Annotated in this window: 12 protein-coding genes; 4 read left to right on the forward strand and 8 right to left on the reverse strand. The window is 74.0% G+C overall.

The window, feature by feature from the left end; translation table 11 throughout:
* Nucleotides 1–193 precede the first annotated feature (193 nt).
* Nucleotides 194–1,159: a lipoyl synthase gene (gene lipA, locus ACZ4VA_RS04000; RefSeq protein WP_355790733.1), complete on the reverse strand. Its 966-nt coding sequence runs from the start codon at nucleotides 1,157–1,159 to the stop codon at nucleotides 194–196.
* A gap of 120 nt (nucleotides 1,160–1,279) precedes the next feature.
* Nucleotides 1,280–2,077 (reverse strand): lipoyl(octanoyl) transferase LipB, encoded by a 798-nt coding sequence (lipB, locus tag ACZ4VA_RS04005; protein ID WP_468079564.1) that lies wholly within the window; start codon nucleotides 2,075–2,077, stop codon nucleotides 1,280–1,282.
* A 330-nt stretch (nucleotides 2,078–2,407) separates the two neighbouring features.
* Here lipB and ACZ4VA_RS04010 point away from each other — a divergent pair, with 330 nt between their 5' ends.
* Nucleotides 2,408–3,847, forward strand: coding sequence for a regulator (locus tag ACZ4VA_RS04010; protein ID WP_356167343.1), 1,440 nt, complete (start codon nucleotides 2,408–2,410; stop codon nucleotides 3,845–3,847).
* 7 nt (nucleotides 3,848–3,854) lie between these two features.
* Here ACZ4VA_RS04010 and ACZ4VA_RS04015 read toward each other — a convergent pair whose 3' ends face one another.
* Nucleotides 3,855–5,258: an NAD(P)/FAD-dependent oxidoreductase gene (locus ACZ4VA_RS04015; RefSeq protein WP_468079644.1), complete on the reverse strand. Its 1,404-nt coding sequence runs from the start codon at nucleotides 5,256–5,258 to the stop codon at nucleotides 3,855–3,857.
* Nucleotides 5,259–5,476: 218 nt separating this feature from the next.
* A complete protein-coding gene (locus ACZ4VA_RS04020) occupies nucleotides 5,477–6,391 on the reverse strand; it encodes a TIGR01777 family oxidoreductase (protein WP_355793583.1) in 915 nt (304 codons plus the stop codon).
* A gap of 71 nt (nucleotides 6,392–6,462) precedes the next feature.
* On the opposite strand from ACZ4VA_RS04020, the gene ACZ4VA_RS04025 reads away from it, so the two are divergent.
* A complete protein-coding gene (locus tag ACZ4VA_RS04025; protein ID WP_355793581.1) occupies nucleotides 6,463–6,951 on the forward strand; it encodes a GNAT family N-acetyltransferase in 489 nt (162 codons plus the stop codon).
* A 49-nt stretch (nucleotides 6,952–7,000) separates the two neighbouring features.
* On the opposite strand, the gene ACZ4VA_RS04030 is transcribed toward ACZ4VA_RS04025, so the two are convergent.
* Nucleotides 7,001–8,185, reverse strand: a complete 1,185-nt coding sequence (locus ACZ4VA_RS04030) for a MarP family serine protease (RefSeq protein ID WP_468079568.1) — start codon at nucleotides 8,183–8,185, stop codon at nucleotides 7,001–7,003.
* Between the two features lie 721 nt (nucleotides 8,186–8,906).
* Between ACZ4VA_RS04030 and ACZ4VA_RS04035 the strand changes: the two genes are divergently transcribed.
* Complete coding sequence (locus tag ACZ4VA_RS04035) at nucleotides 8,907–9,638, forward strand: peptidoglycan recognition protein family protein (protein ID WP_355790356.1); 732 nt, start codon at nucleotides 8,907–8,909, stop codon at nucleotides 9,636–9,638.
* A gap of 91 nt (nucleotides 9,639–9,729) precedes the next feature.
* Nucleotides 9,730–10,209: a hypothetical protein gene (locus tag ACZ4VA_RS04040; RefSeq protein ID WP_468079570.1), complete on the forward strand. Its 480-nt coding sequence runs from the start codon at nucleotides 9,730–9,732 to the stop codon at nucleotides 10,207–10,209.
* 82 nt (nucleotides 10,210–10,291) lie between these two features.
* Here ACZ4VA_RS04040 and ACZ4VA_RS04045 read toward each other — a convergent pair whose 3' ends face one another.
* The 3 genes from ACZ4VA_RS04045 to aceE form a co-directional block, all read right to left on the reverse strand.
* Complete coding sequence (locus ACZ4VA_RS04045) at nucleotides 10,292–10,810, reverse strand: DUF4240 domain-containing protein (protein ID WP_355790361.1); 519 nt, start codon at nucleotides 10,808–10,810, stop codon at nucleotides 10,292–10,294.
* A gap of 190 nt (nucleotides 10,811–11,000) precedes the next feature.
* Nucleotides 11,001–11,972 (reverse strand): helix-turn-helix transcriptional regulator, encoded by a 972-nt coding sequence (locus ACZ4VA_RS04050; protein WP_356167329.1) that lies wholly within the window; start codon nucleotides 11,970–11,972, stop codon nucleotides 11,001–11,003.
* A gap of 83 nt (nucleotides 11,973–12,055) precedes the next feature.
* Nucleotides 12,056–14,758: a pyruvate dehydrogenase (acetyl-transferring), homodimeric type gene (gene aceE, locus ACZ4VA_RS04055; RefSeq protein WP_356167326.1), complete on the reverse strand. Its 2,703-nt coding sequence runs from the start codon at nucleotides 14,756–14,758 to the stop codon at nucleotides 12,056–12,058.
* Nucleotides 14,759–15,023 lie beyond the last annotated feature (265 nt).

The following is a 15,023-nucleotide window of genomic DNA, read 5'->3' on the forward strand; positions in this document are numbered from 1 at the left end:
CGTGACCGACCGGTCAAACGCCCGTGAAGCCTGGAAGCGGAGGGGCTGAACGCCGACGCGGCCCTGACGGACGCCCTCATCTGCGAGGACGGTCAGAACCGCGTCGAACTGGCCATTTCCGGGCGTCGGCCGCTTGTGCGCGGATTCACACACTTGGCTGGCACCCCGTGCCACCGCCCCGGTCGTACGTGTGTCAGACCGCCTGCGAGGCGATGTAGGCGCCGCGCTTCTCGACGGCCATCTGGTACAGCCGGCCGGCGCGGTACGAGGAGCGGACGAGCGGTCCCGACATGACGCCGGAGAAGCCGATCTGCTCGGCCTCGTCCTTCAGCTCGACGAACTCGTGCGGCTTGACCCAGCGCTCCACGGGGTGGTGGCGCACGGAGGGCCGCAGGTACTGCGTGATGGTGATCAGCTCGCAGCCGGCCTCGTGCAGCTGCCGGAGCGCCTCGCTGACCTCCTCGCGCGTCTCGCCCATGCCGAGGATGAGGTTCGACTTGGTGACCAGGCCGTAGTCGCGGGCCTCGGTGATGACCTTCAGCGAGCGCTCGTAGCGGAAGCCGGGGCGGATGCGCTTGAAGATGCGGGGGACCGTCTCGACGTTGTGCGCGAAGACCTCGGGGCGCGAGGAGAAGACCTCGGCCAGCTGGTCGGGCTCCGCGTTGAAGTCGGGGGCGAGCAGCTCGACCTTGGTGCGGCCCGACTCGCGGCCGGCGGTCTGCGCGTGGATCTGGCGGACCGTCTCGGCGTACAGCCAGGCGCCGCCGTCCTCCAGGTCGTCGCGGGCGACGCCGGTGATCGTCGCGTAGTTCAGGTCCATCGTGACGACGGACTCGCCGACCCGGCGGGGCTCGTCGCGGTCCAGCGCCTCGGGCTTGCCGGTGTCGATCTGGCAGAAGTCGCAGCGCCGGGTGCACTGGTCACCGCCGATGAGGAACGTGGCCTCGCGGTCCTCCCAGCACTCGTAGATGTTGGGACAGCCCGCCTCCTGGCAGACCGTGTGCAGGCCCTCGCTCTTCACGAGCTTCTGCAGCGCGTTGTACTCGGGACCCATTTTCGCCCGGGTCTTGATCCACTCGGGCTTGCGCTCGATGGGGGTCTGGCTGTTCCGGACCTCCAGGCGCAGCATCTTGCGTCCGTCGGGTGCGACTGCGGACACGTCCGGCTCCCTACAACTTCGATTCGTCGGCGTACACCAGGGTACGCCCGTGCTGTTTTCGGCCCTGCGTATGGGCAACCTTCGGGTCCGGGGGTGCATTCCCGGGCCCGGGGCGACGGATCAGGCCGAGGCCCGCTCCACCTCGCGCGGCTTGAGCTCCGCGTTCTCCAGGACGTCCCGCAGGTGCTTCTCGGCCACCGGCAGGACGTCGGCGATGGTGAGGTCGCGCCCCAGCTCGTACGCGAGGGAGGTGACGCCCGCGTCCCGGATGCCGCACGGGATGATCTTGTCGAAGGACGAGGTGTCCGGGTTCACGTTCAGGGCGAAGCCGTGCATGGTGACGCCCTTGGCGACCCGGATGCCCACGGCGCAGATCTTGCGGTCCTCGCGCCGCTGGCCCGCGTTGGAGGGCGCGTACTCCGGGCCGTCCAGGCGGGGGTCGAACTCGTCGTCCGTCAGCCGCGGGTCGAAGTCGAGCGACAGGCCGCCCGGGGCAGGCCGCTGCTCCACCGGGTCGCCGAGGACCCAGACGCCGGCCCGGCCCTCGACCCGGCTGGTCTCCACGCCGAACTCGGCGCAGACCCGGATCATCGCCTCCTCCAGCCGGCGCAGGTGCGCCACGACGTCCACCGGGCGCGGCAGCTTCTGGATCGGGTAGCCCACGAGCTGGCCCGGACCGTGCCAGGTGATCTTGCCGCCGCGGTCCACGTCGACGACCGGGGTCCCGTCGAGGGGGCGCTCGCTGTCGGCCGTGCGCCGGCCCGCCGTGTAGACGGGCGGGTGCTCCAGCAGCAGGCAGGTGTCGGGGATCTCGTCCAGGAACCGGGCGGCGTGCACGCGACGCTGCTCGTCCCAGGCCTCCTGGTACTCGACGGCCTCCGCACCGAATCCCATCCGGACGAACCGCAACTCACTCACGGCAAGCGCCTCCCTAGAAGCTCCCACGGGCACGAACTGGCGGCGCGCGGGCCAACGGGCACCGGACCCCCGGGCCGCGCCCCGGGGACGCGCCCGCGTGACACGCGGGGCGAGGCCCGTAAGGCACGAAGCACGCCTACGCCACTGTACGTCCGGCCGGCGGTCGTCAGCCCCGGGGCCAATCCTCACACGATCGGATGAATGAACGTCGAAGTGTGCGATGGCGTGCTTACAGACCGCTACATTCACGCCGTTCACGAGGCCATAAGGGCTGCTCACAGGCAATCCGGGCACTTGACGTGCCCGGAAGGCAGGAGACCGCACCGCACCATGACGGAACGACCCGCGCAGCGCACCCCCAACCGACAGCTCGCCGCGCTCATCGCAGAAGCGGGGTTCTCCAACGCAGGTCTCGCCCGTCGCGTGGACCAGCTAGGCCTCGAACACGGCCTCGACCTCAGATACGACAAGACGTCCGTGACCCGATGGCTGCGCGGGCAGCAGCCCCGGGGCACCACACCCGCCCTCATCGCCGAGGTCTTCACCCGCCGCCTCGGCCGGCGGCTCACCGCCCAGGACCTCGGACTCGACGCGTGCGCGCCCGTCTACGCGGGCCTCGAATTCGCCGCGAGCCCCGAGGAGGCCGTCGACATCGTCAGCGGCCTGTGGCGCAAGGACTCCGGCAGCCACGCCGAACTGCGCAAGATCGCCTTCACCCCGGCCGGACTGGTCGTCCCCAGCCGGGACTGGCTCATCGGACGTGCCGACGACCGGGTCGGCCGCGGCGAACCGGCCGCCCTCCGCGTGCCCGTGCAGGGCCGCCCCGCGGTGCCGCGCCAGCGCGGGACCGCCGAGCGCGGACCCGGCCAGCGGGTCACCGGCGGCGACATCGCGGCCCTGCGCTCGGTCGGCGAGTTGTTCCGGTCGCTCGATCACGCGTACGGCGGCGGCCACGCCCGCCAGGCCCTCGTGCGCTACCTGGAGCACGAGGCCGAGCCGATGCTGCGCGGCAGCTACGGCGAGCAGACCGGCCGCCGCCTCTTCGCGGCCGCCGCCGACCTCACCCGCCTCGCCGGCTGGACCTCGTACGACATCGCCGCGCACGGGCTCGCCCAGCGGTACTTCGTGCAGGCGCTGCGTCTCGCCCAGGCGGCCGGCGACCGGGCATACGGGTCGTACGTGCTGGTGACGATGAGCCGGCAGGCGGTCTACCTCGGCCACGGACGCGAGGCCGTCCAGCTCGCGCGGGTGGCGCAGCAGGGCGTCGGCTCCTCCGCCCCGCCCGTCATGCAGGCCATGCTGCACTCCGTCGAGGCGCGCGCGCACGGCGTCCTGGGCGAGGTGCGGGCCTGCACCGCCTCCCTGGTGCGCGCCGAGCGGGCCCTGGAGGCGGCCCGGCCCGCCGACGAGGTCCCGCACTGGGCGCGCTTCTTCGACGAGGCGCAGCTCGCCGACGAGTTCGGGCACTGCCACCGCGACCTCCAGCAGTACCGGGCCGCGGCCCAGCACGCCGAGCGCTCCCTGCAACTGAGGGCGCCCGTGTACGCCCGCAGCCGGCTGTTCTGCCGCGTCGTGCTGGCCACCGCCCGCCTCGCGCTCGGCGAACTCGACCAGGCCTGCCAACTGGGGGCTGAGGCGGCCGGACAGGCGGCGGAGATGCGGTCGGTGCGGGCGGTCGAGTACGTACGCGACTTCGAACGCCGGCTCGAACCGTACCGGGACGCCGCTCCCGTCCGGGGGTACCGGGACCGGGTGTCCGCCCTGGGATGAGCCGCGCTCAGGCCGCCGTCCGCAACGGCTTCTCCAGGGGAGCCGGCCGCACGCCCAGGTCGGTGAGCAGCGCCCGGGCGGCCCGGCGGCCCGAGCGCAGCGCGCCCTGGACGGTGCTGGTGCCGCGGTGGTCGCCGCACACGTACAGGCCGGCCAGCAGGCGCACCGGACGGCGCAGGTCGTGCGGCGGGGGCATCGCGGGGACCGCCTCGGGGTCGTGGTGGACGCCGAGGAGCTCCCACCGGCGGGTCGACGTGCCGTAGAGGCGGGCCAGTTGGGCGCGGACCGCGGTGTCCAGGTCGGCGGCGGACGGCGGGGTGCCCAGCACCGTCGAGGTGATGAGGGCGCGGCCGGCCGGTGCCCGGGTCGGGTCGACCTGGCTGATCACCGCGGTGTGGGCGACCGGGCCGCTCCGGTCGGCGTCCAGGAGCAGCGCCGGTTCGCCGAGCGGGGGCTCGTCGGCCGTGTGGTGGACGACGGTGACGGGGTGGAAGGCGGGGACCCGCAGCCCCGGCAGGAGTCCGGCCGCGGCGCGCGCCCCGGTGGCCAGCAGCAGGGAGCGGCAGCGCAGTTCGCCGTGGTCCCGGGTGGTCACGGACGTCGTGGAGACCGCGGTGACGTGCACGCCGGTGCGGACGGTACCGGGCGGGAGCGTGGCGGCGAGGAGTTCGGGCAGGGCGTCGGCGCCGCCCTCGGGTACGCACAGCCGCCCGGTTGCGAACGCGTGCAGCGCGAGGTCCGCGCAGCGGCTGGAGGTGGTGAGCGCGGGATCGCACAACAGGGCGGCGAGCAGGGGCCGCAGGAACCCGTCGACGGTGCGGGGTGGGAAGCCCCGGGCCGACAGGGCGCGCCCGGCCGGGAGTTCGGGGCGGCTCAGCAGGGTCTCCGGCGGGGTGGCGGCCAGCCGCGCCAGGGCGGCCCCGAGCCGGGCCTGGTCGACGGGCCGGCCCAGCGGTCCCACGGGGCGCGCCGAGGTGCCCGGCGGGCCGCCCGGACGGACGGCCGCGCCCGCGGGTCGGGGGAGCCGGGGGGCGCTCGCCAGGGCGCGTACGACGGTGAGTGCGCCCCTCGCGCTCCGGGGGTTGAGGGGAGCGTACGCCCGGTGGTGCCGGCCCTCGCTGTGGAGCAGGACGCCCGGTGAGAACGACCGCAGGGCCAGGGCGTCCAGGCCTGGGGTGCGGCGCAGTTCGGGATACGAGGTGGACAGCAGCCGGCCCAGCCGGTCCAGGCGGAAGCCGTCCACCTTGTCCGTCGCCATGCGGCCGCCCACATGCGGGGCGGCTTCCAGGACCGCCGTGGTGAGGCCCGCCCTGGTGAGGTGGTGGGCCGCCGCGAGTCCCGCGGCCCCGGCCCCCACGATCACGACGTCCACGTCCTGCGAGATGTGCGCTTCGCGTGCCGGCTCTAGCACGTGCTCCTCCTGGAGGTCGCGCGGCTGTGGGGACGTCATGCCCCCGACAGGGGCCCGGAATACCCGAGTTCCGGTCGAGATTAGATCCGCCGTCCCGCCAGGCAAGGCGTACACGGCCCTCGCACGGTGGCACGGGGGAGCACGGGGAACCAGACCCCGGGGCGTATGACTCGGGGTCAGGAGCCGGTGGCGGCACGGGGGCCGCGGGGCGACGCCCGTCAGCGCAGCGCGGAGCGCAGGGCCGCGTCGATCGACGGGAAGGCGAACGCGAACCCGGAGTCCAGCAGCCGGGACGGCAGGACGCGCTGGCTGCCCAGGACGTCCCCCGACATCCCGCCGAGCGCGGTCCGCAGCACCGGCGCCGGCACCGCGAAGAGCGTGGGCCGCCGCAGCACCCGCCCCATCGCCTCCGTCACCTCGGCGTTGGTGAGCGGCTCGGGCGCCGTGAGGTTGACCGGTCCGGACAGCGACTCCGTGTCGAGGAGATGGCGCAGCGCGGCCACCTCGTCGTGCAGCGAGATGTAGCTCCAGTACTGGCGCCCGTCGCCCATCCGTCCCCCGAGGCCGGCCTTGAAGAGCGGGAACAGCTTCGCCCAGGCCCCGCCCTCGCGCGCCACCACCAGCCCGGTGCGGGCGAACACGGTGCGGACGCCCGCCTCCCGCGCGGCGCCCGCCGCCTCCTCCCACTCCACGCACACCGACGGCAGGAAACCGTCCCCGGGCGGCGCGGTCTCGTCCACCGCGCGGTCGCCCGTGTCGCCGTAGAAGCCGATCGCGCTGCCGTTGAGGAAGACGCGCGGCGGGGTGTCCAGCGAGGCAACCGCCTCCGCGAGCGCGGCCGTCCCGAGCACCCGGCTGTCGCGGATCTGCCGCCGGTAGTCCTCCGTCCAGCGCCGTGAGGCGATCCCGGCGCCCGCGAGGTTCACCACGGCGGCGCAGCCGGCGAGCCCGGCCGCGTCGACCCGCTGGGCCGCGGGGTCCCACCGCACCTCGTCCTTGGAACGGGGCGCCCGGCGCACGATCCGGACCACCTCGTGGCCGTCCGCGGACAGGGAGCGCGCCAGTGCCGAGCCGATCAGGCCGGACGCACCGGAGATCGCGATGCGGGAGCCGGGAGCAAGCGGTGAGTTCATGGATCCATCCTGCCGGGTGCCTCCGGAAAACACCGGCCGCGCCGCCGGACCCCCGTCGTACAGTGATCGACATGCCCGTTCCGCACATACGCCACGCCACCCTCGACGACGAGGAGACGCTCGGCCGGCTCGACCGCGTCACCTGGTCCCCGGTGCACGCCGTCCAGCCCCGCCCCCAGCCGCCGTACGAGCCGTTCTACAGCGAGCGGTTCGGCCCGCGCGACCACCTCGTCGCCGAACTCGGCGGACAGGTCGTCGGCTACATCCGGCTGGGGTTCCCGACCCCGCTCGCCTGCAATTCCCACGTCCGGCAGATCCAGGGGCTCGTCGTCGCCGAGGAGGCGCGCGGAGCCGGCGTCGGGCGGGCGCTGCTGCGGGCCGCGCAGGACGAGGCCCGGCGCCAGGGGGCGCGGCGCATCACGCTGCGCGTCCTCGGCCACAACACCCCGGCGCGCAGGCTGTACGAGTCCGAGGGGTTCGCGGTCGAGGGCGTCCTGCCGGAGGAGTTCCTTCTCGAAGGCGGGTACGTGGACGACGTCATGATGGGGCGCCGGCTCTGAACTCCGCTTACACGAAGGGGAGTTCGCCAGGCCGGCATGGAGCGGACGGTCAGGAGGTGACCAGGTCGCCCGTGTCCACCGGCGCCGTCGCCCGCGCCGCGCGTCCGGCGTCGCCTGCGATCTCGTCCACCGTCAGGACGTAGCCGGTCCGGCTGTCCGAGATCGAGCGGGCGAAGACGACACCGAAGACCTTCCCGTCCGTGGTCAGCAGGGGGCCGCCCGAGTTGCCGGGGCGGACCGTGGAGCGGATCGAGTAGATCTCGCGGGTCACCGTGTCCGTGTTGTAGATGTTCTGACCGGTCGCGTCGATACGGTTCGCGACGGTCGCCGCCTGGAGGTCGAGACCGCCGTCCTGCGGATAGCCCGCGACGACCGCCGAGTCGCCCCGCTCCGCGGCGTCGTCGAAGCGCAGCACGGGCGCGTCGAGATCCGGCACGTACAGGACGGCGACGTCCTTCTCGGGGTCGAACAGCACCACCCTCGCCTCGTACGCGCGTCCCACGCCGCCGACCCGGACGGTGGGCCGGTCGATGCCGGCCACCACATGGGCGTTGGTGATCACGTGCCGCGCGGCGTACACGAAGCCGCTGCCCTCGCGGCCCTGGCTGCCGGAGGCGCCCTCGACCTTCACGGTGCTGCGGCGGGCCGCGTCCGTCGCGGCCGCCGTGACGCTGTCGCCGGAGGGCTCGGGCACACCGGCCGCCGGCTCGTTCTCGAAGGGGTTGAAGACCTGCGGGAAACCGGCCTCCGTCAGGGCCGAGGTGGCCCGCGAGAACCAGGTCGGGGTGGCGTCCGGCATCGCGTCCTGCACGGCGCCCAGCAGCGCGGAGTCGCGTATCGACTGGGTGACCACGGTGGACGACGAGGCGCCCAGGACGCTCGCGGCGACCCACGCCACCAGCAGCACCGCCACGGTGTTCGCGGCGGCTCCGCCGACGCCGTCCGCCACCCGCAGCGGGCCGCCCCGCAGCTCGCGGCGCAGCTTCAGCGCCAGCCGTCCCGCCAGCTCGTGGCCCACCACGGCGGGCATCAGCACCGTCAGGACGGCGGTCACCGTGGCCGCCGGGGTCCCCGGCGTGACCAGGTCCATGACCCACGGCAGCAGCCACACGCCGATGACGGCACCGCCCACGAAACCGGCCAGCGAGACGCAGCCGGCGACCAGGCCACGCCGGTAGCCGGACGCCGCGTAGGCCAGGATCACCAGCGACAGCAGCAAGTCGAGCAGGTCCACGGAGCCGCCTTCCTCTCGGGCCCAGTAGTACGCACGGGGCGGGCCCTGTGATCAGGCACGCGCGCGTGCGGCGCGGGAACCGGCACACGTGCGTGGACCTGTAAAAACGTCCCGGACCGGGACGATGGTTCCACCGGGTGGCACAGCACACATCGCGGATGGACCGGACCCGGGTGAGGGTGGGGACATGCGTGTCTTCCCCAGAGCGCGGGGGACACGAATACCCGGCGGCGCGCTCCGACGGACCGCGCGTCACGCGCGGGCCGACGGGACGCGGCAGCCACGGGCGGCGCGCCTGCGGGCCGCGGTACGCCGCCTCGGCCTTCCCCGCGCCGAAACCCCGCCCACGGCCCCGCCGCGCCCGCCGCGGCCGGACCCGTCCCCGACACGCCCCGCCCCGGCCGAGCCCACGTCCGCGCCGCCACCGCCTCCTGGAGCCGGTCAAGCGGGAACCTCGCCCGGGCCGCCACCGATCCCTGGAGCCGGCCAGGCCGAGCGCTCGCCCGGGCCGCCCCCGCCCCCGGGGACCGGCCGGACCGGGTCGCCATCGCCCCCGCCCCCGGGGACCGGCCAGGCCGGGTCCGGGTCTGAGTCACCCCCGTCCCCCGGGGAGAGCCCGTCGCGCCCCGAGGAGGCTGCTGGGGCTCCTGCGGGCGGTGAGCGCCGTCCGTGGTCCGCCGGGCGTCCCTTCGACCTGTCCCGGCTTCCGGCGCCCGCACGGGTGGCGCTGCTCTTCCTGCCGGGGATCGCCGTCGTCCTGGCGCTGGTGCTCGGCACCGTGGGACTCGGCGGCGGGGGAGACGAGGCCGACCGGCCCGTCGCGGGCCGGGCCGCCGTGGAGCACAAGGCCCCGCGCCCGCCCATCGTGCCGCGCTCGCGCTGGTTCGACCCCCGCGCGCCCCACCAGCCACCCCCGCGCTACGACGACCGCATCGCCGCCGTCTTCGTGCACCACACCGACTCGCCGAACGGGTACGACTGCGCCGACACGCCCCGCATCATCCGCTACCTGTACGCCGGCCAGACAGGGGCCCGGCAGTGGGACGACATCGGCTACAACTTCCTGGTCGACCGCTGCGGCACGATCTACGAGGGCCGCGCGGGCGGCGTCGACCGGCCCGTCACCGGCGCCCACACCCAGGGCTTCAACCACCGCACCGTCGGCATCGCCGCCATCGGCACCTTCACCGCGGGCACGCCGGTGCCGAAGGCGATGACCGACGCGATCGCCGCCGTCGCCGCCTGGAAGCTCGGCCTCGGGAACGTCGACCCGCGCACCAGGGTGCGGCTCGTGTCCAGCAACGACCTCAGCCGCTTCGAGGCCGGTGCCACCGCCTCCCTGCCCGCGCTGGCCGGCCACAACGCGGGGTTCATGACCAGCTGCCCGGGGGCGGCGCTGACCGCACGGCTCCCGGCCATTCGGGAGCTGGCCGCCCGCCTCCAGGGCCGGTGAGGTCCACACCGGCCGCACAGGCGGCCCAGGGCGGACGCAGAGCCGCGCTTCCTACGCTGCGGGCACGGCGAGGCGGAACGGAGGCGGGACGATGAACAGCGGGCGTGCGTACGGGACGGGACGCTGGACCGGGGCCCTGCGCGGCCCTTGGACGGTCGTGTGCGCGGCGGTGACGGTCGTGGTGGGCCCGGCGACGGCCACGGCCTCCGCCCTGGACCGCGCGAACGCGGCGCCCCCGCTGCACGCCCCGGACCGCGCGAACGCGGCACCCCCGCTGCAAGCCCCGGACCGCGCCGAGGTCGCGGCCCCGCTGCAAGCCCTTGAGCGCGCCGAGTCGGCGCCCCGCCCGCACGTCCCGGACCGCGCGAACGCCGCGCCCCTGTTGCACGCCCCGGACCGCGCCGAGGCGGGGGCCCCGCTGCAAGCCCTTGAGCGCGCCGAGTCGGCGCCCCGCCCGCACGCCCCCGACCGCGCGAACGCGGCGCCCCGGCTGCACGCCTCCGACCGCCCGGACGCAGCGCTCCCGCAGAACGCCCCGGACCGCTCCGAGGCGGCTCCCCGGAGCGTGTGAGGCGCTGCGTCCCGACCGGGCGGGTCGTCCGGGCGCCCCGCGCACGCACGCGGGGACCGGCCCGGTTCCGGCGCCCCCGGTGTCAGTCCTTGAACCGCTCCCACAGGCGGGGGTACCGCTCGGCGAGCAGGCTCTCGTTCTCGAAGTCGACCGGCGTGCCCTCCGGCTCGGCGGGCGCGGGCGGAATCCCCAGGTCGGGGGCGACGACCCCGGTGAGCTGCTCGTACGCCTCGTCCGCCGCGTACCCCAGCTCCTCGCCGTCGCCGTCCACCTCCTCGTCGAAGTCCCCGAGGAGGTCGGCGAGCGAGTCCGGGTCGTGCACCGCGCCCTCGAAGACCTCGCGGCCCTGGCCGATCAGCCAGCACCGGAAGAAGTCGAAGGCGTCGTCGCTCGCCCCGTCGAGCAGCATCCAGGCGGCGCCCCACAGGTCCCAGCGGTAGGCGCGGTTGTAGCGGGACTCGAAGTGCCGGGCGAAATCGAGGACCGACTCGGGGTCCAGCCGCAGCAGCCGCTCGACGAGCAGGTCCGCCTGCTCCTCGGGGTCGCCCTCGGCGGCCTCGCGGGTCGCGTCCACCAGCTCCCAGAACTCCGTCTCGTCCATCACGGGTCAAGCATCGGGCCTGGACGGGAGGGACGCACGCGGAGTGCCGCAGATTGTTATGCGCGCACATGCCCGCGGTAAGACCGCCGGGTACCTGGGCCTTTGAGACCCGGCGGGCCCGCCCGGCACCGGCGGGCACGAAGAGCGGGACCCGGCTCGGAGGCGGCACCCGGCGCCGAGCGGCGGCCGGTCAGCGGTAGAGCGCCGCCAGCCGCACCGCGTCCGCCGAGAACCGCTCCCGCAGGGAGGCGGGCGCCAGCACCTCGGCTTCCGGCCCCAGCGTCAGGAGCTGCGCGTGCGCGACCTCCTCGGACTCCACCGCGAGGGCGACGGTCACCCACCCCTGGCCGTCGGGCTCGCCGGCCACTCCCAGCGCCCGTCTCGCCGCCTCCGCATCGACCACGTACGGCAGCCGCCGCGCCCCGGTCGCCGACAGCCGTACGACGACCTCCGCCCGCAGGATGGACCGCGCGAACTGCGCGGCCCGCTCCGCCCAGAAGCCGGGCAGGTCGAAGCCCTCGTCCCGGACGAAGCGCTCCTCGCCCGGCTCGGCCGCCGTGAACCGGTCGATCCGGTAGACCCGGAAGGACCCCGACGCCGGCTCCCGCGCGCACAGGTACCAGACACCCGCCTTCAGCACGAGCCCGTACGGCTCCAGGGCCCGCTCGACCTCGTCCTCGCCGCGCCGGTAGCGCGCGGCGATCCGCCGGTCGTCCCACACCGCGTCCGCGACGGCGGGCAGCAGCTCCGGGGTCTCGGGCTCGCTGAACCAGGCGGGCGCGTCCAGATGGAAACGCTGCCCCGCCGTCCGCGAGGCGTCCCGCAGCGAGGGCAGCAGCGCCGCGGACACCTTGAGGCGCGCCGCCGAGGCGACGTCGTCGAGGCCCATCTCCCGGAGCGCCCCCGGCACCCCGGACAGGAAGAGCGCCTCCGCCTCGCTGCGCGCCAGCCCCGTCAGCCGGGTCCGGTACCCGCCGATCAGGCGGTAGCCGCCGGCCCGCCCCCGGTCCGCGTACACCGGGACACCGGCCTCGGACAGCGCCTGCGCGTCGCGCGTGACGGTCCGCTCGGACACCTCCAGCTCCCGCGCCAGCTCCGCGGCGGTCATCGACGGCCGGGACTGGAGCAGCAGCACCATCTTGATCAGGCGGGCAGCGCGCATGCGTTCATGATGCCGGGCCCCGCCGACAGCGAAGGGGCACGGCGACCGCCGTACCCCTCCACCGCGAATCGAGCCCCTCGGCCCTACAGCCCGTAGCGCTCCCGGGCCTCCTTGACCGCCGAGGCCTTGACCTCGCCGCGGCGGGCGAGCTGGGCCAGGGCGGCGACGACGATCGACTCGGCGTCGACACCGAAGTGGCGGCGGGCCGCCTCACGGGTGTCGGACAGACCGAAGCCGTCGGCGCCGAGGGAGGACCAGTCCTGCTCGACCCACTGCGCGATCTGGTCCGGGACCTGGCGCATGTAGTCGCTGACGGCCAGCACCGGGCCCTCGGCGCCGTTCAGCGCCTGGCGGACGTAGGGCACCCGCTCCTCGCCGCGCAGCAGGGCCGCGTCGGCCTCCAGCGCGTCGCGCCGCAGCTCGGTCCAGGAGGTCGCGGACCACACGTCGGCGGCCACGCCCCACTCCTCGGCGAGCAGCTTCTGGGCCTTCAGAGCCCAGTGGATCGCCGTACCGGAACCGAGGAGCTGGATGCGCACCGCGTTGGCGGCGGGCGCGAGGCCGGCCGACTCGGCGGTGTTGAAGCGGTAGAGCCCCTTGACGATGCCCTCGTCGATGCCGAGGCCCGACGGCTTCGCGGGCTGCGGCAGCGGCTCGTTGTAGACCGTCAGGTAGTAGAAGACGTTCTGGTCCTCGCCCGGGGCCGCCTCGCCGTACATCCGGCGCAGACCGTCCTTGACGATCACCGCGACCTCGTACGCGAACGCCGGGTCGTACGTCAGCGCCGCCGGGTTGGTCGCCGCGATGACCGGGGAGTGGCCGTCCGCGTGCTGGAGGCCCTCACCGGTGAGCGTGGTGCGGCCGGCCGTGGCGCCGACCAGGAAGCCCCGGCCGAGCTGGTCGCCGAGCTGCCACATCTGGTCGGCCGTGCGCTGCCAGCCGAACATCGAGTAGAAGATGTAGAAGGGGATCATCGCTTCGCCGTGCGTGGAGTACGCGGTCGACGCGGCGATGAAGTCCGCCATGGAGCCGGCCTCGGTGATCCCCTCGTTGAGGATCTGGCCGTTCGTCGCCTCCTTGTAGTACATCAGCTGGTCGCGGTCGACCGGCTCGTACGTCTGCCCCTTCGGCGAGTAGATGCCGAGCGAGGGGAAGAGGGACTCCATGCCGAAGGTGCGAGCCTCGTCGGGCACGATCGGCACCCAGCGCTTCCCGGTCTCCTTGTCGCGCACGAGGTCCTTGATCAGGCGGACGAACGCCATGGTCGTCGCCACGTTCTGCGAGCCGGAGCCCTTGTCGAAGGACGTGAACGCCTTGTCGGCGGGGGCCGGCAGCGGCGCGAGCGCGTGCGTGCGGCGGGCCGGGGCCGGACCGCCGAGCGCCGCGCGGCGCTCCTGGAGGTAGCGGACCTCGGGGGAGTCGGCGCCGGGGTGGCCGTAGGGCACCACACCGTCGACGAACCGGCTGTCGGAGATGGGCAGCTCCAGCAGGTCGCGCATCTGCTTGAACTCGTCCGTGGACAGCTTCTTCATCTGGTGGTTGGCGTTCTTCGACGCGAACCCGGGACCGAGCGTGTGGCCCTTGACCGTCTGGGCCAGGATCACGGTCGGCGCGCCCTTGTGGGACAGGGCCGCCCGGTACGCGGCGTAGACCTTGCGCGCCTCGTGACCGCCGCGCGAGAGGTGGAAGCACTCCAGGATCTTGTCGTCGGACAGCAGCTTGGCCATCTCGACGAGCGCCGGGTCGGCGCCGAAGAAGTCCTGGCGGATGTAGGCGGCGTCGCGCGTCTGGTACGTCTGCACCTGCGCGTCGGGTACCTGGCGCAGGCGGCGTACGAGGGCGCCCGTGGTGTCGAGCCGGAACAGCTCGTCCCAGGCGTTGCCCCACAGCGACTTCACGACGTTCCAGCCGGCGCCGCGGAACTGGGCCTCCAGCTCCTGCACGATCTTGAAGTTGGCGCGGACCGGGCCGTCGAGGCGCTGCAGGTTGCAGTTGATGACGAAGGTCAGGTTGTCCAGGCCCTCGCGGCTGGCGAGTGCGAGTGCCGCCGTCGACTCGGGCTCGTCCATCTCGCCGTCGCCGAGGAACGCCCAGACGTGGGACTGCGAGACGTCCTTGATGCCGCGGTTGGTCAGGTAGCGGTTGAAGCGCGCCTGGTAGATCGCGGAGAGCGGGCCGAGACCCATGGAGACGGTGGGGAACTCCCACAGCCAGGGCAGGCGCCGCGGGTGCGGGTACGACGGCAGGCCGTCGCCGGCGGACTCCTGGCGGAAGCGGTCGAGGTGGTGCTCGGTCAGCCGCCCGTCGAGGAAGGCGCGGGCGTAGATGCCGGGGGAGGCGTGGCCCTGGATGTAGAGCTGGTCGCCGGACCCGTCACCCTCCTTGCCCTTGAAGAAGTGGTTGAAGCCGGTCTCGTAGAGCCAGGCGGCGGAGGCGAAGGTCGCGATGTGGCCGCCGACGCCGTGCTTCGCGCCGCGCGTCACCATGGCGGCCGCGTTCCAGCGGTTCCACGCGGTGATGCGGCGCTCCATCTCCTCGTCGCCGTCCACGGTGGGCTCGGCGGAGGTGGGGATGGTGTTGACGTAGTCGGTCTCGAGGAGCTTGGGCAGCGCGAGGCCGTTGCCCTCGGCGCGCTCCAGGGTGCGGCGCATCAGGTACGCGGCACGGTGCGGCCCGGCCGCCTGGGTGACGGCGTCCAGGGAGGCCTGCCATTCGGCGGTCTCCTCGGGGTCGCGGTCCGGGAGCTGGTCGAGCTCGCTCGGCTGGATTGCGGTGGGGTCGGTCATTACGCCGCCTTCCTCAGTCGAAGGGGGTTCCCTCATCGGCAAGGGTTCGGGGGTGCCCTAGGTCTTTGGCAGGACAGGGCGTGGGGCCTCGGTGGAAGCCCGTCGGTGACTGTAACTCCCTGATCGATGATCGATCAAAGGGTTGCGGGAGAAAACCTCTTCGAATCGACAAAGTCGGCACCCGGTGCCTTCAGCGCAGGCACCGGGTGCCTTGAAATCGAAGGTTCCCGCAGGTCGGAGCACGTCTGAGCGAGGGGACGCACAT

Source organism: Streptomyces sp. NPDC028308, assembly GCF_055565855.1.

Coding starts and splice junctions, on each gene's coding strand:
- ACZ4VA_RS04010 (WP_356167343.1), top strand. CDS start 2,408: ATGACGGAACGACCCGCGCAGCGCACCCCCAACCGACAGCTCGCCGCG.
- ACZ4VA_RS04020 (WP_355793583.1), bottom strand. CDS start 6,391: ATGAACTCACCGCTTGCTCCCGGCTCCCGCATCGCGATCTCCGGTGCG.
- ACZ4VA_RS04025 (WP_355793581.1), top strand. CDS start 6,463: ATGCCCGTTCCGCACATACGCCACGCCACCCTCGACGACGAGGAGACG.
- ACZ4VA_RS04040 (WP_468079570.1), top strand. CDS start 9,730: ATGAACAGCGGGCGTGCGTACGGGACGGGACGCTGGACCGGGGCCCTG.
- ACZ4VA_RS04045 (WP_355790361.1), bottom strand. CDS start 10,810: ATGGACGAGACGGAGTTCTGGGAGCTGGTGGACGCGACCCGCGAGGCC.
- ACZ4VA_RS04050 (WP_356167329.1), bottom strand. CDS start 11,972: ATGCGCGCTGCCCGCCTGATCAAGATGGTGCTGCTGCTCCAGTCCCGG.
- aceE (WP_356167326.1), bottom strand. CDS start 14,758: ATGACCGACCCCACCGCAATCCAGCCGAGCGAGCTCGACCAGCTCCCG.